Origin of the sequence: Microbacterium sp. NPDC058342, assembly GCF_042723935.1 — a bacterium.
Classification (GTDB): Bacteria; Actinomycetota; Actinomycetes; order Actinomycetales; family Microbacteriaceae; genus Microbacterium.
Genome location: NZ_JBHXID010000001.1, coordinates 2,105,248 through 2,123,156, shown reverse-complemented (window position 1 = coordinate 2,123,156; position 17,909 = coordinate 2,105,248). Strand labels below are relative to the sequence as shown.

Below are 17,909 nucleotides of genomic sequence, written 5' to 3'. Positions count from 1 at the left end.
GCCCGGTCACATTCCGAACCCGGAAGCTAAGCCTCACAGCGCCGATGGTACTGCAGGGGGGACCCTGTGGGAGAGTAGGACACCGCCGGACTTCTCTTAAGTAAGATGGCCACCCAGGGTTGGGTGGCCATCTTGCGTTAACAAGCAAACAGGGAGTCAGGATGTCGGAAGAGCAGCGGGACCGCCGAGACGGTGAGGGCGCGCGCGACCGACGTTCGGGCTCGGAGCGCAAGCCGCGCTACTCGGATTCGTCGTCGAGAACCGGCCGTTCGGATGGCGACCGCCGCCAGGCGGGCGACCGTCCCTACCGCGGCGACCGCGGGCAGCAGGGCGAGCGTCGTCCCTATGGCGATCGCGGGCAGTCGGGCGAGCGTCGTCCGTATGGCGATCGCGGGCAGCAGGGTGAGCGTCGTCCCTATGGCGACCGCGGGCAGCAGGGCGAGCGTCGTCCCTATGGCGACCGCGGGCAGTCGGGTGAGCGCCGCCCCTCGGGCAGCGGTGATCGCGGCCGCCAGCAAGGGGAGCGTCCGTACCGCCGCGACCGTCCTCAGGGCGAGCGCCGTCCGTACGGTGATCGTGATCGTGATCGTGACCGTGACCGTCCTCGGGCTGAGCGTCGTCCGTACGGTGACCGTGATCGTCCTCAGGGCGAGCGCCGTCCGTACGGTGACCGTGACCGTCCTCAGGGTGAGCGTCGTCCGTACGGTGACCGTGATCGTGATCGTGCTCAGGGTGCCCGCCGTCCGTACGGTGATCGTGATCGTCCTCAGGGTGAGCGTCGTCCGTACGGTGACCGCGACCGCGGGGATCGTCCGCGTCGTGATGACCGTGGTCAGGGCGACCGGCCCTCGTACCGCGACCGTCCCCGCGGCGGTGTCGACCGTCCGCACAACGAGTACGCCCCGGTGCGCGAGCGCATCCCGGAGCCGCCGCTGCCCGAGGAGATCACAGCCCGGGACCTGCACTCGTCCGCCCGCAACGAGCTCAAGACGCTGAGCAAGGAGAACGCCGAGCAGACCGCGCGTCACCTCGCGATGGCGGCGCAGCTGATCGACGACGAACCCGAGCGCGCCCACGAGCACGCCCTGGCGGCGTCCCGCCGAGCAGGCCGCATCGCGGTCGTGCGCGAGACCCTCGCGATCACGGCCTACGGCATCGGCGACTTCGCACTCGCACTGCGCGAGCTGCGCACCCACCGGCGCATCTCGGGCAAGGACGACATGATCGCCCTCATCGTCGACAGCGAGCGCGGTGTCGGACGCCCCGACCGTGCACTCGAGGAAGGACGCGGCGTCGATCGCTCCGCGCTGACGCCGGATGTCCGGGTCGCCCTCGCCATCGCCATGTCGGGTGCGCGTCTCGACCGCGGCGAGACCGAGCTGGCGCTCGGCGAACTCGAGATCCCCGAACTCGATCCGAACCGCGCCTTCGAGTGGAGCCCCGCACTCTTCTCCGCCCGCTCCGCCGTGCTCGAGGATCTCGGGCGCACCGACGAAGCCGCGTTCTGGGCGGATCGCGCAGAGGTCGCGGCATCCGCGCTCGGGATGGACGGGCAGTTCGACGAGATGATCGTCGAGGACGGCCTGGTCGAGGACGAGGCCGAGGACGAGGAGCCCGAGGCCTGATGGCGCTGTTCCGCCGCGCGAAGCAGGCATCCACCCCGCTCACCGGACGCGACGCCCTGCTGGCCGATCTCGACGGAGTCGTCTACGCCGGCCCGGGCGCGCTGCCGCACGCCGTCGACAGTCTCAACCGCGCCGGCGAGAGCCTGCGTCTCGGCTACATCACCAACAACGCCGCTCGCACCGATGCCTCCGTCGCCGAGCACCTGACGAGTCTCGGTCTCACGGTCGCCCCCCAAGACGTGGTGACCAGTCCCCAGGCCGCGATGCGCCTGCTGGCGACGATGGTGACCCCGCCCGCGAGGATCCTGATCGTCGGGGGAGAGGGCCTCGTGGTCGAGGCCGAGAAGGCCGGCTACACCGTGACCCGCAGCGCCGAGGACGCACCCGCCGCGGTCGTGCAGGGTTTTGCACCCGAGGTCGCCTGGACCGACCTCGCCGAGGCCGCGTTCGCGCTTCAGCTGCCGGAGGACGAGGGCGGGATCCCGTGGATCTCGACCAACACCGACTGGACGATCCCGCGCGACCGCGGCGTGGCGCCCGGCAACGGGACCCTCGTCTCGGCCGTGCACACCGCGATCGGCCGTCTGTCGACGGTGGCGGGCAAGCCCGAGACGCCGATCTTCGAGGAGGCGGTCACCCGGTTCGGTGCGCAGCGCGCGCTGTTCCTCGGAGATCGCCTCGACACCGACATCCTGGGAGCTTCGCGGGCCGGCATCGACTCGGCCCTCGTGCTCACGGGCATCGACCGTCCCAAGCACGTCCTCGCCGCCCCGCAGGGCTCCCGGCCCGACTACATCCTCAGCGACCTGCGCGAGCTTCACGAGCCGTACCCCGACGTCGTCGAGCGCGACGGCGTCTTCACGGTGAACGCCGCCTCGGTGCGTGTCGTGAACCCCGACGTGCAGATCATCTCCGCCGGTGACTCGCAGATCGACCTGCTCCGCGCGGGAGCAGCGGCGATCTGGGCCACGGGCCTGGCGATCTACGCCTTCCGCGTGCCCGAGCAGCTCTACGCGGATCCTTTCCACAGACCCTGAGCGTCTCCCGGCGCAGCATCCCACTGCGGGATACAGTGGTCGGATGGAGCACACGCGCGACGAGCCGACGGATGCGCTGTGGAGCCGGCTGCGCCTCATCGAAGGACAGCCCCTCGCATCCCGGGCCGACGCCTACGGAGCCCTCCACGACGAGCTGATGAAGCGCCTCGAGAGCGCACCGAGGTCCGAGGTCCGCGACGCGGCACCGGGGCCCCGATGACCAGACTCGACGCCGCCCTCGCCGCGCGCGGGCTCGCCCGCTCGCGCACGCACGCGGCGACCCTGATCGCCGAAGGACGCGTGCGCGTCGCCGGCGTCCCCGTCGCCAAGGCCGCCACCGCTGTCACGGATGACACCGAGATCAGCGTCGACGGCACCGACCACTACGTCAGCCGGGGCGCGCACAAGCTGCTCTCCGGTCTCGACGGGTTCGGCATCGCCGTGCAGGATCGGCTGGCGCTGGACATGGGCGCGTCCACCGGCGGCTTCACCCAGGTGCTCCGCGAACGCGGCGCGCGACGCGTGCTCGCCGTCGACGTCGGTCACGGCCAGCTCGCGCCCGCCGTCGCGGCCGACCCCGGAGTGACATCGATCGAGGGGTTCAACGTCCGCCACATGAGCGCGCAGAGCCTCGCCGACGCCACCGGGGAGCAGCAGCGACCCGACCTGGTCGTGGGGGATCTGTCCTTCATCTCGCTGGAACACGTGCTCCCCGCCGTCGCCGACGTCGTCGCACCCGGCGGTGACGTCGTGCTGCTGATCAAGCCGCAGTTCGAGGTCGGGCGCACGGCGGTGAAAGGGGGCCTGGTCACCAGTCCGGCGCTTCGCGTCGATGCCGTCGAGCGCGTGCTGTGGGCTGCGCACGACGCCGGGCTCGGCACGTGCGGGATCCTTCCCTCGCCGATCCTCGGCACGCACGGCAACGCCGAGTACCTGGTGCACCTCGCACCCGGACGCACAGGCGATCCGTCAGAATGGACGGAGCGGATCGCACACCTGGCAGGAGGACGATGAACGAGCGCTGCATCCTGGTCGTCGCCCATGCGAAGCGGGAGGAGACCGTCGCCGCGGCACTGCGCGTCATCGACGCCCTGCACGGCGCCGGCGCCACCCCCGTGCTTCCGGCGCCCGACCGCGAAGAGCTCGCCGCCGTCGACGCGCGCTTCGCCGCGCTCAGCCTGCTCGGCACCGACGTCGCGGCGAAGGATCTGGAGCTCGCCATCGTCCTCGGCGGCGACGGCACCATCCTGCGCGCGGCCGAACTGGTGCGCGGGTCGTCGGCGCCCGTGCTCGGGATCAACATGGGGCACGTCGGCTTCCTCGCCGAGATCGACCGCGACGACATGGATGCGGCGGTGCGCCGCGTCATCGACCGCGACTACGACGTCGAGGAGCGTCTCGCCCTCTCGGTTCGGGTCAAGGACACCACGGGTGCGGTCGTCTACGACACCTGGGCGCTGAACGAGGCCACCGTCGAGAAGGCCAGCCGCGAGAGGATGATCGAGGTCGTCCTCGAGATCGACGGGCGGCCGCTCTCCAGCTTCGGATGCGACGGCATGGTCATCTCCACGCCGACCGGCTCCACGGCCTACAACTTCTCCGCCGGCGGGCCCGTGATCTGGCCCAGCGTGGAGGCCATCGCCGTCGTGCCGCTGTCGGCGCACGCGCTGTTCGCGAAGCCGCTCGTGGTCGGCCCCGAGGCATCCGTGGCCATCGAGATGCTCGAGCGCACGGACGGCACCGGCATCCTGTGGTGCGACGGCCGCCGCTCGCACGAGCTGCCCCCCGGAGCACGGGTCGTCGTGCGGCGCTCGGAGGACCCGGTGCGGCTCGCACGTCTGCATCCGACCGCGTTCACGAACCGGCTGGTGCGCAAGTTCCGGTTGCCGGTCGAGGGATGGCGGGGTGCCTCATGATCGACGAGATGCGCATCCGCGGGCTGGGTGTCATCGACGACGCCGTGCTGCCGCTCGGCCCCGGATTCACAGCCGTCACCGGTGAGACCGGTGCGGGAAAGACCATGGTCGTCACCGGTCTGGGGCTGCTGCTCGGCGCCCGAGCGGACTCCTCAGCCGTGCGGGCCGGCGCCGCGCAGGCATCGGTGGCCGGCGTCTGGGTGGTCGAGCCGCAAGGGCCCGTCGCCGACATCGTCACGGACGCCGGCGGCGAGCTGGAGCCGTCGGGCGACGCCGCAGAGCTCTACGTCTCGCGCACCCTCAGCGCCGAGGGGCGCAGCAGGGCCAGCGTGGGCGGCCGCGCCGCCCCGGCATCGGTGCTCTCGGCGCTCGCCGACGAACTCGTCGTCGTGCACGGCCAGTCCGATCAGCTGCGCCTGCGCTCGGCGGTCGCGCAGCGGGATGCTCTGGACCGCTTCGGCGGAGAGCGCATCTCGGCCGCGCTGCACGAGTACGCGGAGCGCTTCGCCGCCTGGCGGGAGCTGGATGCCGAGATCGCCGAGCTCACCGAGAACCGCGATCGGCGCGCAGCCGAGGCCGCGCAGCTGCGCGAGCAGCTCGCCGAGATCGAGCAGCTCGAACCCGAGGCGGGGGAGGACCTCGTCCTGAACGAGAGGGCGGAGCGGCTCGCGAACGCCGAGGAGCTGCGCCAGGCGGCATCCGTCGCCCGGGCCGCACTGTCGACCGAGGACGACGAGCCCGACGTCGCGGGTCTGCTCGCCGAGGCACGCCGGTCGCTGGAGAGGGCCGCCGATCCGCAGCTCGCCGAGATCGCCGAGACGCTCGCCGACCTCGGCTATCGCGCCGCCGACCTCGCCGGTCAGCTCTCGACGTATCTGGCGGATCTGGACGAAGCCGGTCCGCACGAACTCGCCGCCGTCGAGGAGCGGCGGGCCGCCCTGGGCGGTCTCATCCGCCAGCACGGCTCCCTGGCCGACGCCCTGGAGGTGTGGCGGACGGGCTCGCTGCGCCTCGCCGAGCTCGACGACGACGGGGACCGCATCGAACGCCTCACCGAATCGGCGGGCGAGGCGCGCACCGCGCTCGACGCGGCCGCCGACGCGCTCACCGCCGCCCGCACGGAGGCCGCTGAACGCCTCTCCGCGGCCGTCACCGAGGAGCTGCACGCTCTCGCGATGCCGGACGCCAGACTCGAGGCGCGCGTGTCGCCCGGCACCGAGTCCGCGCACGGTCGCGACGAGGTCGCGATCCTGCTCGCCCCGCATCCAGGTGCCGAGCCGCGGTCGGTGTCGCGCGGCGCGTCGGGCGGCGAGCTCTCTCGCGTGATGCTGGCGATCGAGGTCGTGATCGCGGGAACCGATCCGGTGCCGACCTTCGTGTTCGACGAGGTGGATGCCGGCATCGGCGGCGCGGCCGCGATCGAGGTGGGCAGGCGCCTGTCCCAGCTCGCCCGCACGTCGCAGGTCATCGCGGTCACGCACCTCGCCCAGGTCGCCGCGTTCGCGACCAACCACCTCTCGGTCGTGAAGTCGAACGACGGCTCCGTCACCGCATCCAGCGTCACCAGGCTCGACGGCGAGCAGCGCGAGGCCGAGATGGCCCGCCTGCTCTCGGGGCTCGCCGATTCGGACGCCGCGCTCACGCACGCCCGCGAACTCCTGAGCCTCGGCTCCGGATCGAACTGATAGGATAGAAGCCCGTGATGAACTCTTCTGTTGCGGCGCAAGAAAACGACACCACCAGGCACATCTTCGTGACAGGCGGTGTCGTTTCGTCGTTGGGCAAGGGACTCACCGCGGCGAGCCTGGGCAACCTCCTCACCGCGCGCGGACTGCGCGTGGTGATGCAGAAGCTCGACCCGTATCTGAACGTCGACCCGGGCACCATGAACCCGTTCGAGCACGGCGAGGTCTTCGTCACCGACGACGGCGCCGAGACCGACCTCGACATCGGGCACTACGAGCGCTTCCTCGGCATCGAGCTGTCGAAGGCCGCGAACGTCACGACCGGGCAGATCTACTCGCAGGTCATCGCCAAGGAGCGCCGCGGCGACTACCTGGGGGCGACCGTGCAGGTCATCCCGCACATCACCGACGAGATCAAGCGCCGCATGCGGCTGCAGGCCACCGAGGAGCCCCGTCCCGATGTGATCATCACCGAAGTGGGCGGCACGGTCGGCGACATCGAGTCGCAGCCGTTCCTGGAGTCGGCCCGCCAGCTGCGTCACGAGCTCGGGCGGGGCAACGTCTTCTTCGTGCACGTCTCGCTCGTGCCGTTCATGGGCGCCTCCGGCGAGCAGAAGACCAAGCCGACCCAGCACTCGGTGGCGGCGCTGCGCCAGGTCGGCATCCAGCCCGACGCGCTCGTGCTGCGCAGCGACCGGCCGGTCAGCGAGAGCAACCGCAACAAGATCGCCCTGATGTGCGATGTCGACACCGAGGGCGTGGTGAACACCGTGGACCTCCCCAGCATCTACGACATCCCGTCGACCCTGAACGAGCAGGGCCTGGACTCCTACATCATCGGCAAGCTGGGTCTGTCGGGCCGGGCGGGCGAGGTCGACTGGACCCGCTGGAACACCGTGCTGCACGCCGTGCACAACCCCAAGCACGAGGTGACGATCGGCCTGGTCGGCAAGTACATCGACCTGCCCGACGCCTACCTGTCGGTGACCGAGGCGCTCAAGGCCGGCGGCTTCGCGCAGGAGACCAAGGTCAACATCCGCTGGATCGCGTCCGACACCTGCGAGACGCCCGAGGGGGCCGCGAAGGCGCTCGGCGACCTCGACGGCATCCTCGTGCCCGGCGGCTTCGGCATCCGCGGGATCGAGGGCAAGCTCGGTGCACTGCGCTTCGCGCGCGAGCAGGGCATCCCCACCCTCGGGATCTGCCTGGGGCTGCAGTGCATGGTCATCGAGTACGGCCGCAACATGGCGGGCATCGAGGGCGCTTCGTCGACCGAGTTCGACCCCGGCACGGCCGAGCCGATCATCGCCACGATGGCCGAGCAGGTCGAGATCCTCGACGGCGGCGACCTGGGCGGGACCATGCGTCTGGGTCTCTACGAGGCTGCTCTCGCCGAGGGCTCGCTGGCTCGCGAGCTGTACGGCGCGGAGGTCGCATCCGAGCGCCACCGCCACCGGTACGAGGTCAACAACGCTTACCGCGATCGCCTCACCGACGCCGGCATGGTGTTCTCCGGTCTGAATCCCGACCTCGACCTGGTCGAGTACGTGGAGCTTCCGCGCGAGGTGCATCCGTACTACATCGCGACGCAGGCCCACCCCGAGCTGCGTTCGCGTCCGACCGCCCCGCACCCGCTGTTCCGCGGGCTCGTGGGCGCCGCGATCGAGCGGCACCGCTCCAGCGAGCTGTTCGGCGATGACGACGCCTGATCAGGACTCCGCGGCGCTGAAGGACGAGCCCTTCGAGCCCGAGGTACTCTCCAGCGCCGTCGGGTTCGAGGGCGCTGTCTGGAACGTTCTCGACGAACGCGTGAAGTACGGCGAAGGGGAGATCCGGCGTCAGTACGTGGCGCACACCGGGGCGGTCGCGGTCGTCGCGCTGGACGAGCACGAGCGGGTGCTGCTGATCCAGCAGTACCGGCATCCGATCCGGCACCGCGACTGGGAGCTGCCGGCGGGCCTGCTCGACATCCCCGGGGAGGACCCGCTGCTCGCCGCACGCCGGGAGCTCGCCGAGGAGGCGGACATCGCCGCCGATCACTGGGAGCACCTGGTCTCGAGCTGGACGACGCCCGGCGGCAACGACGAGATGATCCACATCTACCTCGCCACGGGCATCTCGGCGGCGGAGGCCGCGCACGCACGCGAGGACGAGGAGGCCGACATCCGGGTCGAGTGGGTGCCGCTGGCGGATGCCGTCGACGCCGTGCTCGGCGGGAGGATGCACAACGGCATCCTCTCCATCGGCGTGCTCGCGGCCTCGATGAGGCGCACCGGCCGGGGCTGACCGTGCAGCTCGATCGTGCGCTGAACGCGTACCTGCGCCACGTCACGATCGAGCGCGGCCTCTCCGAGCACAGCATCGCCGCCTACCGGCGGGACCTCAACGGCTACGTCGACTGGCTGACCGAGCAGGGCGTCGGCACGACGGATGCCATCACGCAGACGATCGTCTCAGCGTTCATCGCCGAGCGCTCCGGAGCCACGCCGCCGCCGGCCGCCACGAGCCTGGCGCGGCTGCAGTCCTCGGTGCGCGGCTGGCACCGCTTCCTCGCCAGGGAGGGCATCGCACCGGATGACCCCACGGGGCGGCTGCGCCCGCCGAAGACGCCACGCAGACTCCCCAAGGCGCTCACCATCGAGCAGGTCGAACGGCTGCTGGCCGCGCCCTCTGCCGACGAGCCCATCGGCATCCGGGACCGCGCCCTGCTCGAGCTGCTCTACGCCACAGGCGCTCGCGTGTCGGAGGCGGTGTCGCTGGACGTCGACGACCTCGCCTACGGAGATGTGCTGCGCCTGCGCGGCAAGGGCGAGAAGGAGCGCATCGTCCCGGTGGGCTCCTACGCCCGAGCGGCGGTCGACGCCTACCTGACGCGCGTGCGTCCCGGCCTCGCGGCGAAGGGGAGGGCGACCGCGCGCCTGTTCCTCGGCGCCCGGGGCGCCCCCCTGTCGCGGCAGAGCGCGTGGCTGGTGATCCGGGCCGCCGCCGAGGCGGCGCAGATCACCGCCGAGGTGTCGCCGCACACCCTGCGGCACTCGTTCGCCACGCACCTGCTGCAGGGCGGCGCCGACGTGCGGGTCGTGCAGGAGCTGCTCGGGCACGCGTCGGTGGCCACGACCCAGATCTACACGCACGTGTCGGTGGACACGCTGCGCGACATCTACGTCACCTCGCACCCCCGCGCCACCTGAACCGCAGAAAAGGTTTGAAGTCGGACCATTGACACCGCTGACGCGGCCGGGCCAGAATCGCTGCACACGCTCCCTCCAATGAAAGCAGGCAGCATTCCATGAGCGAATCCACAAAGGCCGTGGGTGACGGTCACGTCGACGATGACGCCGCCGCCCTCGCCGAACTCGGCTACAAGCAGGAGCTCCACCGCGGGATGTCGGGCTTCTCGAACTTCGCGGTGTCGTTCTCGATCATCTCGATCCTCGCGGGGTGCATCACCTCGTTCAACATCGCGCTGAAGTCGGGGGGACCGAGCGCGATCACCATCGGCTGGCCCCTGGTCGGCGTCTTCGTGCTGTGCGTCGCGCTGGCGATGGCCGAGGTGTGCTCGCGCTATCCCACCGCCGGCGGCCTGTACTTCTGGGCGGGCCGGCTGGCCAAGAAGAACAAGCGCCAGTGGGCGTGGTTCGTCGGCTGGTACAACTTCCTCGGCGAGGTCGCCGTCACGGCGGCCATCGACTACGGCGCGGCCGCGACCATGATGGCCTTCGCCAACCTCATGTGGGGCACCGAGGTCACCGCGCTGAACACCTTCCTGCTGTTCGTGGTGCTGATCGTGATCCACGGTCTGCTGAACACCTTCGGCGTGAACCTCGTCAGCCTGCTCTCGACCGTCTCCGCCTGGTGGCACATCGCCGGCGTCGCGATCATCGTGGCGGTGCTGTGGATCATGCCCACCAGCCACCAGGACGTCGGCTGGACCTTCACGACGTTCTACAACGAGACGGGCTGGGGCTTCGGTCCCTACGTGTTCCTCATGGGTCTGCTGATGGCCCAGTACACCTACACGGGCTACGACGCCTCGGCGCACGTCGCCGAGGAGACCAAGAACGCCGCCGTCGCCGCGCCCAAGGGCATCGTGATGAGCGTGCTGATCTCGATCATCGGCGGCTGGATCCTGCTCTACACGATCGTCGCCGCGATCCAGGACGGCAGCGAAGAGGGCCTTTCGAAGATCGTCAACACCGATCTCGGATCGGGCCCGGCGCAGATCTTCATGGACTCGCTGAACAACCCGGACGTCGCGAAGTTCCTGCTGTTCATCGTGTGCGGTGCGCAGTTCTTCTGCGGCATGGCATCCGTCACCGCCAACTCGCGGATGAGCTACGCGTTCTCGCGCGACAACGCCATCCCCGGGGCGCGGCTGTGGGCGCAGGTGAACAAGCGCACGGGCACCCCGACCAACTCGATCTGGCTGTGCGTGGTGCTCTCGATCCTCGTCACGGTCCCGGCACTGTTCAACAGCACGGCGTACGCGGCGGTCACCTCGATCGCGGTGATCGGCCTGTACATCGGCTACGTCACCCCGGTGCTGCTGCGCCGGCTGAGCCGGGACTTCACACCCGGGCCGTGGAACCTCGGTCGGTGGAGCGCGGTGGTCGGCTGGATCGCCGTGGTCTGGGTGATCTTCATCGTGATCCTGTTCGTCCTGCCGCCGGTCACCCCGATCACGGTCGAGACCTTCAACTACGCGCCGATCGCGGTTGCCGTCGTGGCCATCCTGTGCGTCGTGCTGTGGTTCGCCTACGGCAAGCGCGACTTCATGAACCACGCCGAGGCCGAGCACCTCACCAAGGCCGCGGACAAGCTGCTCGACGAGTGATCATGGACTCCCCACTGGTGGACGCCGCACTGCACCCGGTGCGCGGGCAGATGGCCTTCGAATCCTGCGTCGAGCAGCTCGGATCGGCCATCCAGCTCGGCATCTTCCGGGTGGGTGAGAAGCTGCCGGGCGAGCGCGAGCTCGCCGAGCGGCTCAACGTGTCGCGCGCCACCCTGCGGGAGGCCATCACCGCCCTCCGCGCCGCCGGGCTCGTCTCCACGACCCGGGGGCGCGGAGGGGGCACCGTCGTCGAACCGCCGACCGAGGTGTGGCCGGCCGGCCAGCATCCGCCCCGCCGCGCCGAGATCGACGACGTCATCATCTTCCGCTCGGTGATCGAGCCCGGCGCCGCGCACCGGGCCGCGCTCACCGACCTCACCGACGAGCAGCGGCAGCTGCTCCAGACCAGCCTCGCCGAGGTCGACGCGGCATCCGCGCCCGCCGACTACCGGCAGGCGGATGCCCGGCTGCACCTGGCGATCAGCACGGTGTGCGGCTCGGACGAACTCGCGCATGCCTGCAGCGGCGTGCAGGCGAAGATCCACCAGCTGCTGGCCGAGATCCCATTCCTGAAGAAGAACATCGAACACGCGGATGCCGAGCACGGGGAGATCGTCGACGCGATCCTCGCCGGCGACGCCGACCGCGCGCGCCGGGTCATGGCCGCGCACTGCGACGCCACCGCGGCGCTCCTGAAGGGCCTCCTGACATGAACACGATCCACCCCGTCCCCGCCCGCAACGACCGGATGCTCACCGTGGACCGCCTGCGCAGCATGATCCTCGAGGGGGAGATCGACACGGTCGTGCTCGCCTTCACCGACATGCAGGGGCGGCTGCAGGGCAAGCTGCTGCACGCGCGCTTCTTCCTCGACTCCGTGCTCGGGCACGCCACCGAGGGATGCAACTACCTGCTCGCCGTCGACGTCGACATGAACACGATCGACGGCTACGCCCACGCCTCGTGGGCGAGCGGGTACGGCGACATGGAGTTCGTCCCCGACCTGGCGACCATCCGCCTGATGCCGCACCGGCCGGGCACCGTCATGATCCAGTGCGACCTGACGAGCACGACGGGCGATGCGGTGCGCGTGTCGCCGCGCACCATGCTGCGCGCGCAGACCGACCGGGCCGCCGCCCACGGCTGGAAGGCGGTGGCGGGCACCGAGCTGGAGTTCGTGATCTACAACACCCCGTACGAGCAGGCCTGGGACCGGGGCTACCGCGATCTCGTCCCCGCGAACCAGTACAACGTCGACTACTCGATCCTGGGCTCCTCGATCGTCGAGCCGCTGCTGCGTGACATCCGCAACACGATGTACGCCTCGGGCCTCACGGTGGAATCCGCGAAGGGCGAGTGCAACTTCGGGCAGCACGAGATCGCCTTCCTGTACGACGAGGTCATCACCACTGCCGACAATCACTCGTACTACAAGACCGCGTCGAAGGACATCGCGCGCCAGCACGGGCAGTCGATCACCTTCATGGCCAAACCCGACCAGCGGGAGGGCAACTCCTGCCACGTGCACATGTCGCTGCGAGGCAGGGACGACGACTCCCTGGTGTTCTGGGACGAGGCCACCGGGCAGCGCTCCGCGGTCTACGACCACTTCATCGCCGGGGTGCTCGCCACCATGCGCGACTTCACGCTGTTCTACGCGCCCAACATCAACTCCTACAAGCGCTTCGTGAAGGGCTCCTTCGCCCCGACCGCCGTCGCCTGGGGCGTCGACAACCGCACCACCGCGGTGCGTCTGGTGGGCAGCGGTCGCAGCGCCCGCATGGAGAACCGGCTGCCCGGCGGCGACATGAACCCCTATCTGGGCCTGGCGGCGATGCTCGCCGGCGGTCTGTACGGCATCGAGAACGAGCTGGAGCTGGGGGAGCAGACCGACGGCAACGCCTACGAGTCCGGAGCCCCGACCGTGCCGGCGACCATGCGCGACGCGAGGGAGGCGCTGGCGGGCTCGGAGATCGCCGCCGAGGTGTTCGGCCAGGACGTCGTGGACCACTACGTGCACTACGCCGATGTCGAGATCGCCGCCTTCGACGCGGCCGTCACCGACTGGGAACTGCGGCGCGGATTCGAGAGGCTGTGAGCATGAGGATCCCCACCACCACCTTCCGCGCCGGCGGCACCTTCACCGTGCTCAACCCCGCCACGGGCGCTCCCGTGGGCGAGGTCCCCCAGGCGGATCTCGCCGAGACGGACGCCGCAATCGAGCGCGCCCACCGCGCGTATCCCGCCTGGCGCGCGATCGCACCGGCCGAACGTGCCCGGCTGCTGCGGTCCTTCGCCTCGGCGGTCGACGCGCACATCGACGAGCTCGCCGACCTCGAGGTCGCCGGTTCCGGCCACACCATCGGCAACGCGCGCTGGGAGGCCGGCAACGTCCGCGACGTGCTGAACTACTACAGCGCCGCTCCCGAACGGCATTTCGGTCGGCAGATCCCCGTGCCCGGCGGCGTGGACATCACCTTCCACGAACCGCTCGGCGTGGTCGGGATCATCGTCCCGTGGAACTTCCCCATGCCGATCGCCGGCTGGGGGTTCGGGCCCGCGCTCGCCGCGGGCAACACCGTGGTCCTCAAGCCCGCCGAGCTGACGCCGCTCACCGCGCTGCGCCTGGGGGAGCTCGCCCTCGAGGCCGGCATCCCCGAGGGGGTGTTCACCGTCATACCGGGCAAGGGCAGCGTCGTCGGCGACCGTTTCGTCACGCATCCGCTGGTGCGCAAGGTGTGCTTCACCGGCTCCACCGAGGTCGGCAAGGGCATCATGCGCGGGTGTGCCGACCAGGTGAAGCGCCTGACGCTGGAGCTGGGCGGCAAGAACGCGAACATCGTCTTCGAGGACGCCGATCTCGAGCGCGCGGCGGCGTCCGCCCCCGGTGCGGGGCTGGACAACGCCGGTCAGGACTGCTGCGCGCGCTCACGCATCCTCGTGCAGCAGAGCGTGTACGATCGCTTCCTCGAGCTGCTGCAGCCGGCCGTGGAGTCGTTCCGGGTGAAGGACCCGGCGGCGCAGGACGCCGAGATGGGGCCGCTCATCTCCGCCCGGCAGCGCGACTCGGTCGCCGCCGCCCTGTCCGGCGCCGACGTGGCGTTCCGCGGCCACGCGCCGGACGCGTCCAGCGGCTACTGGCTCGCACCCACCGTCGTCATGCCGCGCGACGCGGCCGACCCGGTGTGGTCGCAGGAGCTGTTCGGGCCGGTGCTGGCGGTCATGCCGTTCACCGACGAGGCGGATGCCGTCGCCAAGGCCAACGACACCGAGTACGGTCTGTCCGGCTCGATCTTCACCCGCGACGTCGGACGCGCGCTGCGCGTGGCGAGAGGGGTGGAGAGCGGCAACCTCTCGGTCAACTCGCACTCCTCGGTGCGCTACTGGACGCCCTTCGGAGGGTTCAAGCAGTCGGGCCTCGGCCGCGAGCTCGGCCCGGATGCGCCCGACTCCTTCTCCGAGGTGAAGAACGTCTTCATCTCGACCGAGAACTGATCACGAAAGACACGAGGGACACAGGATGGGAAAGCTCGAGGGCAAGGTCGGCGTCATCACCGGCGGATGCAGCGGAATCGGCCTCGCGACGGCACGGAAGTTCGTCGCGGAGGGGGCGAAGGTCGTCATCGGCGACCTCGACGAGGCGAACGGCCCCCGTATCACCGACGAGCTCGGCGGCACGTTCGTGACGGTGGACGTCACCGATCAGGCGCAGGTGGAGAACCTCTTCCGGGTGGCGCACGACACCTACGGCCATATCGACATCGCCTTCAACAACGCGGGCATCTCCCCGGCATCCGACGATTCGATCCTGAAGACCGGCATCGACGCGTGGAACCTGGTGCAGGACGTCAACCTCACCAGCGTCTACCACTGCTGCAAGGCGGTGCTTCCCTACATGCTCGAGCAGGGCAAGGGCTCGATCATCAACACCGCCTCCTTCGTGGCGATCATGGGCGCCGCGACGTCGCAGATCTCGTACACGGCGTCGAAGGGCGGGGTGCTCGCGATGACCCGCGAGCTGGGCGTGCAGTTCGCGCGCAAGGGCATCCGGGTCAACGCCCTGTGCCCCGGACCGGTCAACACCCCGCTGCTGCAGGAGTTGTTCGCGAAGGACCCGGAGCGTGCCGCGCGCCGCCTCGTGCACGTGCCGATGGGGCGCTTCGCCGAACCCGAGGAGATCGCCAACGCCGTCGCGTTCCTCGGCAGCGACGAGTCCAGCTTCATCACCGCGATGGACTTCCTCGTCGACGGCGGGCTGTCCAACGCGTACGTGACACCGCTGGAGAGCGACTTTGACTGACCTCGGCACCGGGGCGCAGGGCTCCGCGCCCGTCATCGGCATCTCGACCTACCGGCAGCAGGCGCACTGGGGTGATTGGCGGCACATCCCCGCGGACCTGCTCCCGGCCGACTACGCCATGTCGGTAGAACGGGCCGGCGGCGTGCCCGTGCTGCTTCCCCCGCTCGCCTGGCCCGACGGGGCGCGCGTGGCGGTCGGCCGCATCGACGGGCTGCTGATCGCGGGCGGCGCCGACATCAACCCCGCGCGCTACGGCCAGGACCCCCATCCGCAGGTGACGGTCTGGTACGACGATCGGGATGCCTGGGAGCTGCGACTGCTCGCCGAGGCCGAGGAGCTCGCGCTGCCGGTGCTCGGCATCTGCCGCGGGATGCAGATGATGGCGGTCGCGGCGGGCGGGACGCTCGTGCAGCACCTGCCCGACCTCGTCGGACACGCCGGTCACGGCGGAGCGCCCGCCGGCTACAGCAGCACCGAGGTCACCGTCGACGGTGAGGGCAGGGTCGCCGAGCTGATCGCTCCGGCGGTCACCGTGCCCAGCCACCATCACCAGGCGGTCGACGAGCATCCGGGCTACCGCATCGTCGCCAGGGACGGCGACGGCGTCGCGCAGGCGATGGAGGCCGACGGCGACCGGTTCGCGGTCGGTGTGCAGTGGCATCCCGAGACGGCCGCGGACTCCGGCGTGTTCGACGGACTCGTCGCCGCAGCACGGGAGCGCGCCGCGCGCCGGGGCTGAGCCGGCCCGCCCTGCCGCTACAATCGAGCAAGCACGAAGGAGCAGGAGCACTGGTGGCGGAGAAGGCGACGAAGTCCGGGTCGAAGGCGACGAAGGGGGACGGCACCCCCATCGGTCCGACCGGCCGTCCCTATCAGGGGTTCGCGACGCCCGAGCCGCTGGCGTCGCACGGCCCCGCCCGGATCATCGCGCTGTGCAACCAGAAGGGCGGCGTCGGTAAGACGACGACCTCGATCAACCTGGCTGCCGCGCTCGCCGAGTACGGGCGCAGGGTGCTCGCGGTCGACTTCGACCCGCAGGGCGCGCTGTCGGCGGGCCTCGGCATCCCGACGCACGAGGTGCCGACGGTGTACGACCTGCTGCTGGACACCAAGCGCGACCCGCGCGACGCGATCGTGCGCTCGTCGGTCGAGAACCTCGACGTGCTGCCCGCCAACATCGACCTGTCCGCCGCCGAGGTGCACCTCGTCAACGAGGTCGCCCGCGAGACGATCCTGTCGCGCGTACTGCGCCACGTGGCGGGGGAGTACGACGTCATCCTCATCGACTGCCAGCCCTCGCTGGGCCTGCTGACGGTGAACGCGCTGACCGCCGCGCACGGCGTGCTGATCCCGCTGGAGTGCGAGTTCTTCGCACTGCGCGGTGTGGCGCTGCTCATCGAGACGATCGACAAGGTGCGCGACCGGCTGAACCCGTCGATCACCCTGGACGGCCTGCTCGCGACCATGTACGACCCGCGCACCCTGCACTCCCGCGAGGTGTTGGAGCGGGTCGTCGAGGCCTTCGGCGACGATGTGCTGGAGACCGTGATCGGCCGCACCGTGAAGTTCCCCGACGCCTCGGTGTCGGGTGTGCCCATCACCGAGTTCGCGCCGGAGCACGCAGCCGCCCAGGCATACCTGCGACTGGCGCGGGAGCTGGTCGCCCGTGGCGCCGTCGCCTGAGGACCTGCCCGACGTCGCATCCGCTCCCACCGGGGAGACCACGGGGTTCCGCGTCTCGCTGTCGAACTTCGACGGGCCGTTCGACCTGCTGCTGAATCTGATCTCCCAGCACGAGCTCGACATCACCGAGGTGTCGCTGAGCCGGGTGACCAACGAGTTCATCTCGTACCTGCGCGAGCTGGAGGGCGATGAGGAGCTCGACCAGGCCTCGGAGTTCCTCGTCGTGGCGGCGACCCTGCTCGACATGAAGGTCGCGGGTCTTCTTCCCCAGGGCGAACTGGTGGACGCCGAGGCGGTCGCCCTGCTCGAGGCCCGCGATCTGCTCTTCGCTCGTCTGCTGCAGTACCGCGCGTTCAAGGAGGTCTCGGCCTGGTTCGCGCGCTGCCTGCAGCGCGAGGACCGCCGGCACGTGCGAGCCGTGCCGCTCGACGAGAAGCATCGCCGCAAGACGCCCGAGCTGGTCTGGTCGCTCACGGCCGACGACTTCGCCGCGCTGGCGCTGCTGGCGTTCGCGCCCCGGGAGATCCCCTCGGTGGGACTGGATCACCTGCACGCGCCGCTGGTGAGCATCCGGGAGCAGGCGGCGGTCGTGGTGACGCTGCTGCGCAGCACGGAATCGCTGACCTTCCGCGAGCTGGTGAGCGGGGTGAGCGAACCCGGCATCGTCGTGGCGCGCTTCATCTCGGTGCTCGAGCTGTACCGGCACGCCGCGCTGTCGTTCGAGCAGCTGGAGCCGCTGGGCGAGCTGACCCTGCGCTGGTCGGCCGAGAACTGGTCCGATGAGCAGCTGGCGACCCTGGGGGCGGACTATGACAGATGAGGATGTTCG

At 70.3% G+C, this 17,909-nt stretch carries 18 protein-coding genes and 1 rRNA gene; 18 read left to right on the top strand and 1 reads right to left on the bottom strand.

Annotation, left to right across the window (positions count from 1 at the left end; all coding sequences use genetic code 11):
• Positions 1 to 91, top strand: a 5S ribosomal RNA gene (gene rrf, locus ACFWHT_RS09960); the annotation flags it as partial.
• Positions 92 to 137: 46 nt separating this feature from the next.
• On the opposite strand, the gene ACFWHT_RS09955 is transcribed toward rrf, so the two are convergent.
• The gene (locus ACFWHT_RS09955; protein ID WP_378827838.1) at positions 138 to 890 is read right to left on the bottom strand and encodes a hypothetical protein; all 753 of its coding nucleotides are present in this window, start codon (positions 888 to 890) and stop codon (positions 138 to 140) included.
• Positions 891 to 905: 15 nt separating this feature from the next.
• Here ACFWHT_RS09955 and ACFWHT_RS09950 point away from each other — a divergent pair, with 15 nt between their 5' ends.
• The 17 genes from ACFWHT_RS09950 to ACFWHT_RS09870 all read left to right on the top strand — a co-directional run bounded on the left by ACFWHT_RS09950 (position 906) and on the right by ACFWHT_RS09870 (position 17,900).
• The gene (locus ACFWHT_RS09950; protein ID WP_378827837.1) at positions 906 to 1,625 is read left to right on the top strand and encodes a hypothetical protein; all 720 of its coding nucleotides are present in this window, start codon (positions 906 to 908) and stop codon (positions 1,623 to 1,625) included.
• Complete coding sequence (locus ACFWHT_RS09945) at positions 1,625 to 2,662, top strand: HAD-IIA family hydrolase (protein ID WP_378827835.1); 1,038 nt, start codon at positions 1,625 to 1,627, stop codon at positions 2,660 to 2,662. The genes ACFWHT_RS09950 and ACFWHT_RS09945 overlap by 1 nt, the downstream gene beginning before the upstream one ends.
• A 43-nt stretch (positions 2,663 to 2,705) precedes the next feature.
• Positions 2,706 to 2,882 (top strand): hypothetical protein, encoded by a 177-nt coding sequence (locus ACFWHT_RS09940; RefSeq protein WP_378827833.1) that lies wholly within the window; start codon positions 2,706 to 2,708, stop codon positions 2,880 to 2,882.
• Complete coding sequence (locus ACFWHT_RS09935) at positions 2,879 to 3,676, top strand: TlyA family RNA methyltransferase (RefSeq protein ID WP_378827831.1); 798 nt, start codon at positions 2,879 to 2,881, stop codon at positions 3,674 to 3,676. Before ACFWHT_RS09940 ends, ACFWHT_RS09935 begins: the two co-directional genes overlap by 4 nt.
• Positions 3,673 to 4,578, top strand: a complete 906-nt coding sequence (locus tag ACFWHT_RS09930; RefSeq protein ID WP_378827829.1) for an NAD kinase — start codon at positions 3,673 to 3,675, stop codon at positions 4,576 to 4,578. Before ACFWHT_RS09935 ends, ACFWHT_RS09930 begins: the two co-directional genes overlap by 4 nt.
• Complete coding sequence (gene recN / locus ACFWHT_RS09925; protein WP_378827827.1) at positions 4,575 to 6,263, top strand: DNA repair protein RecN; 1,689 nt, start codon at positions 4,575 to 4,577, stop codon at positions 6,261 to 6,263. Before ACFWHT_RS09930 ends, recN begins: the two co-directional genes overlap by 4 nt.
• Before the next feature lie 17 nt (positions 6,264 to 6,280).
• Positions 6,281 to 7,972 carry a CTP synthase gene (locus tag ACFWHT_RS09920; protein ID WP_378827826.1) on the top strand — a complete coding sequence of 564 codons (1,692 nt, stop codon included), beginning with the start codon at positions 6,281 to 6,283 and terminating at the stop codon, positions 7,970 to 7,972.
• Positions 7,959 to 8,549 carry an NUDIX domain-containing protein gene (locus ACFWHT_RS09915; RefSeq protein ID WP_378827824.1) on the top strand — a complete coding sequence of 197 codons (591 nt, stop codon included), beginning with the start codon at positions 7,959 to 7,961 and terminating at the stop codon, positions 8,547 to 8,549. The genes ACFWHT_RS09920 and ACFWHT_RS09915 overlap by 14 nt, the downstream gene beginning before the upstream one ends.
• A gap of 2 nt (positions 8,550 to 8,551) precedes the next feature.
• Positions 8,552 to 9,454, top strand: a complete 903-nt coding sequence (gene xerD / locus ACFWHT_RS09910) for a site-specific tyrosine recombinase XerD (protein ID WP_378827821.1) — start codon at positions 8,552 to 8,554, stop codon at positions 9,452 to 9,454.
• A gap of 98 nt (positions 9,455 to 9,552) precedes the next feature.
• Complete coding sequence (locus ACFWHT_RS09905; protein ID WP_378827819.1) at positions 9,553 to 11,097, top strand: amino acid permease; 1,545 nt, start codon at positions 9,553 to 9,555, stop codon at positions 11,095 to 11,097.
• Positions 11,098 to 11,099: 2 nt separating this feature from the next.
• Entirely contained in the window at positions 11,100 to 11,810 is a 711-nt protein-coding gene (locus ACFWHT_RS09900; protein ID WP_378827817.1) for a FadR/GntR family transcriptional regulator, read from the top strand.
• Positions 11,807 to 13,195 carry a glutamine synthetase family protein gene (locus ACFWHT_RS09895; protein ID WP_378827815.1) on the top strand — a complete coding sequence of 463 codons (1,389 nt, stop codon included), beginning with the start codon at positions 11,807 to 11,809 and terminating at the stop codon, positions 13,193 to 13,195. The genes ACFWHT_RS09900 and ACFWHT_RS09895 overlap by 4 nt, the downstream gene beginning before the upstream one ends.
• A gap of 2 nt (positions 13,196 to 13,197) precedes the next feature.
• The gene (locus tag ACFWHT_RS09890; protein ID WP_378827813.1) at positions 13,198 to 14,592 is read left to right on the top strand and encodes an aldehyde dehydrogenase family protein; all 1,395 of its coding nucleotides are present in this window, start codon (positions 13,198 to 13,200) and stop codon (positions 14,590 to 14,592) included.
• Positions 14,593 to 14,617: 25 nt separating this feature from the next.
• Positions 14,618 to 15,397: a 3-oxoacyl-ACP reductase gene (locus tag ACFWHT_RS09885; RefSeq protein WP_378827811.1), complete on the top strand. Its 780-nt coding sequence runs from the start codon at positions 14,618 to 14,620 to the stop codon at positions 15,395 to 15,397.
• Entirely contained in the window at positions 15,390 to 16,136 is a 747-nt protein-coding gene (locus ACFWHT_RS09880) for a gamma-glutamyl-gamma-aminobutyrate hydrolase family protein (protein ID WP_378827809.1), read from the top strand. The genes ACFWHT_RS09885 and ACFWHT_RS09880 overlap by 8 nt, the downstream gene beginning before the upstream one ends.
• A gap of 53 nt (positions 16,137 to 16,189) precedes the next feature.
• A complete protein-coding gene (locus ACFWHT_RS09875; RefSeq protein ID WP_378827807.1) occupies positions 16,190 to 17,080 on the top strand; it encodes a ParA family protein in 891 nt (296 codons plus the stop codon).
• A complete protein-coding gene (locus tag ACFWHT_RS09870) occupies positions 17,064 to 17,900 on the top strand; it encodes a segregation and condensation protein A (protein WP_378827805.1) in 837 nt (278 codons plus the stop codon). The genes ACFWHT_RS09875 and ACFWHT_RS09870 overlap by 17 nt, the downstream gene beginning before the upstream one ends.
• Positions 17,901 to 17,909 lie beyond the last annotated feature (9 nt).

What these genes read in the sequence shown, in the direction of transcription:
- ACFWHT_RS09890 (WP_378827813.1), top strand. Translation starts at nt 13,198, where the DNA reads ATGAGGATCCCCACCACCACCTTCCGCGCCGGCGGCACCTTCACCGTG.
- ACFWHT_RS09895 (WP_378827815.1), top strand. Translation starts at nt 11,807, where the DNA reads ATGAACACGATCCACCCCGTCCCCGCCCGCAACGACCGGATGCTCACC.
- recN (WP_378827827.1), top strand. Translation starts at nt 4,575, where the DNA reads ATGATCGACGAGATGCGCATCCGCGGGCTGGGTGTCATCGACGACGCC.
- ACFWHT_RS09905 (WP_378827819.1), top strand. Translation starts at nt 9,553, where the DNA reads ATGAGCGAATCCACAAAGGCCGTGGGTGACGGTCACGTCGACGATGAC.
- ACFWHT_RS09930 (WP_378827829.1), top strand. Translation starts at nt 3,673, where the DNA reads ATGAACGAGCGCTGCATCCTGGTCGTCGCCCATGCGAAGCGGGAGGAG.
- ACFWHT_RS09935 (WP_378827831.1), top strand. Translation starts at nt 2,879, where the DNA reads ATGACCAGACTCGACGCCGCCCTCGCCGCGCGCGGGCTCGCCCGCTCG.
- ACFWHT_RS09945 (WP_378827835.1), top strand. Translation starts at nt 1,625, where the DNA reads ATGGCGCTGTTCCGCCGCGCGAAGCAGGCATCCACCCCGCTCACCGGA.
- ACFWHT_RS09900 (WP_378827817.1), top strand. Translation starts at nt 11,100, where the DNA reads ATGGACTCCCCACTGGTGGACGCCGCACTGCACCCGGTGCGCGGGCAG.
- ACFWHT_RS09920 (WP_378827826.1), top strand. Translation starts at nt 6,281, where the DNA reads ATGAACTCTTCTGTTGCGGCGCAAGAAAACGACACCACCAGGCACATC.
- ACFWHT_RS09915 (WP_378827824.1), top strand. Translation starts at nt 7,959, where the DNA reads ATGACGACGCCTGATCAGGACTCCGCGGCGCTGAAGGACGAGCCCTTC.
- ACFWHT_RS09940 (WP_378827833.1), top strand. Translation starts at nt 2,706, where the DNA reads ATGGAGCACACGCGCGACGAGCCGACGGATGCGCTGTGGAGCCGGCTG.
- ACFWHT_RS09885 (WP_378827811.1), top strand. Translation starts at nt 14,618, where the DNA reads ATGGGAAAGCTCGAGGGCAAGGTCGGCGTCATCACCGGCGGATGCAGC.